Source organism: Mesorhizobium sp. M5C.F.Ca.IN.020.32.2.1, assembly GCF_004023105.1.
Classification (GTDB): Bacteria; Pseudomonadota; Alphaproteobacteria; order Rhizobiales; family Rhizobiaceae; genus Mesorhizobium; species Mesorhizobium wenxiniae.
Genome location: NZ_RZSX01000667.1, coordinates 1 through 3,650 on the forward strand (window position 1 = coordinate 1; position 3,650 = coordinate 3,650).

Below are 3,650 nucleotides of genomic sequence, written 5' to 3' on the forward strand. Positions count from 1 at the left end.
GCGAAGCGCTGCCCACCGTCATGAAAAAGGTAATCGAAGCGGCGATACCTGGCGCGACGAAGAAGCAGCGCGCACATTGAATCGCCTACATCACCCCACATGAATTGCATTGAACGAGGACTAGAATGACCGAAATCCGCCACATCGTTTTCGATATCGGCAAAGTGCTGATCCACTACGATCCGAACTTGCCCTTCAGCCGATTGATCCCCGACGCCGACGAGCGGAAATGGTTCTTCGACAATGTCTGCACGCATGACTGGAACATCGAGCAGGACCGCGGCCGGACCTGGGAAGAGGCTGAGGCGCTGCTGATCGCCGAACACCCGGACCACGCCGAAAACATCCGTAACTTCCGCCGCCTCTGGCACGAGATGGTGCCGCACGCTTATGACGACAGCGTCCAGATCATGGAGAAGCTGATCGAGAGCGGCCACGACGTCACCATGCTGACCAATTTCGCCGCCGACACGCTGGCTGAAGCCCGGCAGCGTTTCGACTTTCTCAACCGTCCGCGCGGTGTGACCATTTCGGGCGAGATCGGCATGATCAAGCCGGATCGCGGCATTTACGACCATCATGTGACCGCGTTCGGCCTCGAGCCCGCGGCCACGCTGTTCATCGACGACAGCCCTAAAAATGTCGACGGTGCCAAGGCGGCCGGCTGGCAGTCGGTGCTGTTCACTGACGCAAAGACGCTCGAGGCGGACCTCAGAGGGCTGGGGGTCAGAGTGTGATTTGAATCACTTCGACAGGCCGATTGATAATCCGCTTTTACATGGCAGACACATACGATCCGTTCGTCAGGCCCCTGCCCGCTCCATGCCGAGGCGGGCGATACGGCGAAGCTCGTCGATCGGGGTCAGGCCGCCGCTGCGCTCATAATGCCAGAAGGTCCAGCCGTTGCAGGCATCCAGCCCCTGAACTTCCGCGCCGATCTTGTGGATCGATCCGGCGCTGTCGCCGACCGCCACCGTGCCGTCGGCGCGCACCCTGGCCGCCCAGCGCTTCTTGGCGTCATAGAGTGTGGCACCCGGCAGCATCAGCCCGGTGTCGATGAGGCTGACGAAAGCAACGCGCGGCTCGGCGCGCTTGCCGGTGAGCACGGTGAGATCAGCGCGATCCAGCGGCCGGACTGCATCGATGCGCTCGTTGGCGGCGTCGATATAGGCCTGCTCACGCTCGATGCCGACGAAATGGCGGCCGAGGCGCTTGGCCACGGCGCCGGTGGTGCCGGAGCCGAAGAAAGGATCGAGCACGATATCGCCGGGCTTCGTCGAGGCCATCATGATGCGGGCGAGCAGCGCCTCGGGCTTCTGCGTCGGATGCAGCTTGTCGCCATTTTCATTCTTCAGGCGCTCGCCGCCGGTGCAGATCGGAAACAGCCAGTCGGAGCGCATCTGGATGTCGTCATTCGACGCCTTCAGCGCTTCGTAGTTGAAGGTGTAGCCCTTGCCCTTCTGGTCACGCGAGGCCCAGATCATCGTCTCATGCGCGTTCTGAAAGCGGCGGCCACGGAAATTCGGCATCGGATTGGTCTTACGCCACACGACATCATTGAGGATCCAGTACCCCAGATCCTGCATCTTGGCGCCGACCCTGAAAATGTTGTGGTAGGAGCCGATGACCCAGATGGTGCCGTTGGGTTTCAGCACGCGGCGCGCCGCCAGCAGCCAGGCGCGAGTGAAGGCGTCGTAGACCTCAAAACTCGCGAACTGGTCCCAGTCGTCGTCGACGGCATCGACCCTGGACTGGTCGGGACGATGCAGATCGCCGTCGAGCTGCAGATTGTAGGGCGGATCGGCAAAGATCACGTCGATGGATTTTTCGGGCAGCCGGTCGAGCGCGGCGACGCAATCGCCCTTCAGGATCGTATCCAGCCATTCGGATTGCTGCGGAGCATGGGAAAGCTCGTCGAGAAGACGCACGGCAGACATTGTGACACCCAAAGCACGCGTTACTGTTTACTCCCTGTTATGGTTACCGATCAGCGTAAATATTCGATGAAGGCCGAGGATCCGGAGCCCAGGTAATTTGCGAAGACCGGTCTGTTGGTGTATGCCGCGCCGCCTGAACCTTCTCAGCCCCTCCCTCCCGCTTTCCGGATCGCTATGCCTCAGCCAGACCTTGTCATCTTCGATTGCGACGGCGTGCTCGTCGATTCCGAAATCATTGCCGCGCGCATCGAAGCCGAGCTTTTGACGTCGGCCGGTTACGAAATATCGGCCGAGGAGCTTTCTGAAACCTATGCCGGGCTGACCTTCAAAGACATCATGATGCGTGTCGAAGAGAAGTCTCGCATCCCGTTCCAGGCCTCGCTGATCGATCGTGCCGAAGAGCTGGTCGACCGCCGGCTGCGCGCCGACGTGCGCGCCGTCGACGGGGTGCACCAGGCAGTCGCCGCGGTGACAGCACCGCGCTGCATCTGCTCGAATTCGCGCACCGAGCGGATCGAATTCATGTTGGAGAAGGTGCGTCTGCTGCCGTTTTTCACTGGGCACATTTTTTCCTCGCTGGAAACGCCGAGCGGAAAATCCAAGCCGGCGCCCGACGTGTTTCTCTTTGCCGCGGAAAAACTCAAGGCCGACCCGGCGAACACCTTCGTCATCGAGGATTCGGTGCACGGTGTGACCGGCGCCAGGACAGCCGGCATGCGTGTGATCGGCTTCACCGGAGCGGCGCACAGCTATCCCGGACATGCCGACGCGCTGACCGAGGCCGGCGCCGAAACGGTCATCCGCCGCTGGGCGGAGCTGAAAAGCGTGATCGCCGCCCTGTCGGAATGGTCGGCGGATGCGTGATGCATGCGCCTCCGACGTAGGCGGCTCCAACGCCGCCGCTATTCGGCCGCGGCAATCTTCTTGTCGGTCTTCTTCGGCGGGCCTTCGTCATAGCCGGCGAACGCCTGATAATCCTTCGCGGTCGGCTCGGGAACGACAACGTTCGAATCGGTGAAGACGAACTGGGTGGCACTCGAGGGATTGGTAACCTGGACCTGATGTTGGTGAAGCTGCGAGTAAAGGACCTCGGTGCCGTGCATCACAGCGATACGGATCGGCATGGTGATGGTGCCCGGGCTGAACATCGGTCCCGGAACAACCTTGCCGGCGACGGCGATCTTCATCGTCAGCGAGCCGTTGGCACGGTTGCAGTCGCGGGTCACATCGGTGATCGAAGCCTGATAGATGATCTTCGCGGAATCGTCCTGCTGGTCGCTGCTCACTTCAAGCGCAGCAGCTTCTGCATCCTCGGCGGCGGCTTGTTTCTTGGGCTTTTGACCGCCCTTGGCATAGGTGTTGAAGAAGGCGGTGCCGTCGCGCAGCGTCACTTTCGGACAATAGGCCAGCAATTGGCTGGCGAGAACCTTGGGGTCCGGCGGCGGTGGCGGCGTCGTGTCCTTCTTTCCGAAGCCCAGCATGCTACTGCCGCCTGATTGGCAGCCGGCGGCGGTAAGCATAAAGCCCGTGAGCGCCAGACCCGCGACAAAACGACCGTTAAATGTATGAAACGCCATGAACTGCACTTCCCTCTCGCAAAGCGGGTGACGTATATCAACCGCGCGGCAAAAATGCGACTGAGCAAGTACGGAAATTAACCACTTTGCCGCGGACGGACCGCTCGGCAGCAATGGAACATGACGATGCAATATG

The 3,650-nt window shown here is 61.0% G+C and carries 4 protein-coding genes; 2 read left to right on the forward strand and 2 right to left on the reverse strand.

Features of this window, described 5'->3' with window-relative positions; all coding sequences use genetic code 11:
• The first annotated feature begins 125 nt into the window (after positions 1-125).
• Entirely contained in the window at positions 126-737 is a 612-nt protein-coding gene (locus tag EOA86_RS26600) for an HAD family phosphatase (protein ID WP_029355668.1), read from the forward strand.
• 66 nt (positions 738-803) lie between these two features.
• Here the strand turns inward: EOA86_RS26600 and EOA86_RS26605 are convergent, their stop codons facing one another.
• Positions 804-1,937: a site-specific DNA-methyltransferase gene (locus EOA86_RS26605; RefSeq protein WP_029355667.1), complete on the reverse strand. Its 1,134-nt coding sequence runs from the start codon at positions 1,935-1,937 to the stop codon at positions 804-806.
• Positions 1,938-2,111: 174 nt separating this feature from the next.
• Between EOA86_RS26605 and EOA86_RS26610 the strand changes: the two genes are divergently transcribed.
• Positions 2,112-2,801: an HAD family phosphatase gene (locus tag EOA86_RS26610; RefSeq protein WP_128344416.1), complete on the forward strand. Its 690-nt coding sequence runs from the start codon at positions 2,112-2,114 to the stop codon at positions 2,799-2,801.
• Between the two features lie 38 nt (positions 2,802-2,839).
• Here the strand turns inward: EOA86_RS26610 and EOA86_RS26615 are convergent, their stop codons facing one another.
• Positions 2,840-3,514, reverse strand: a complete 675-nt coding sequence (locus EOA86_RS26615; RefSeq protein ID WP_065006237.1) for a hypothetical protein — start codon at positions 3,512-3,514, stop codon at positions 2,840-2,842.
• Positions 3,515-3,650: the final 136 nt, after the last annotated feature.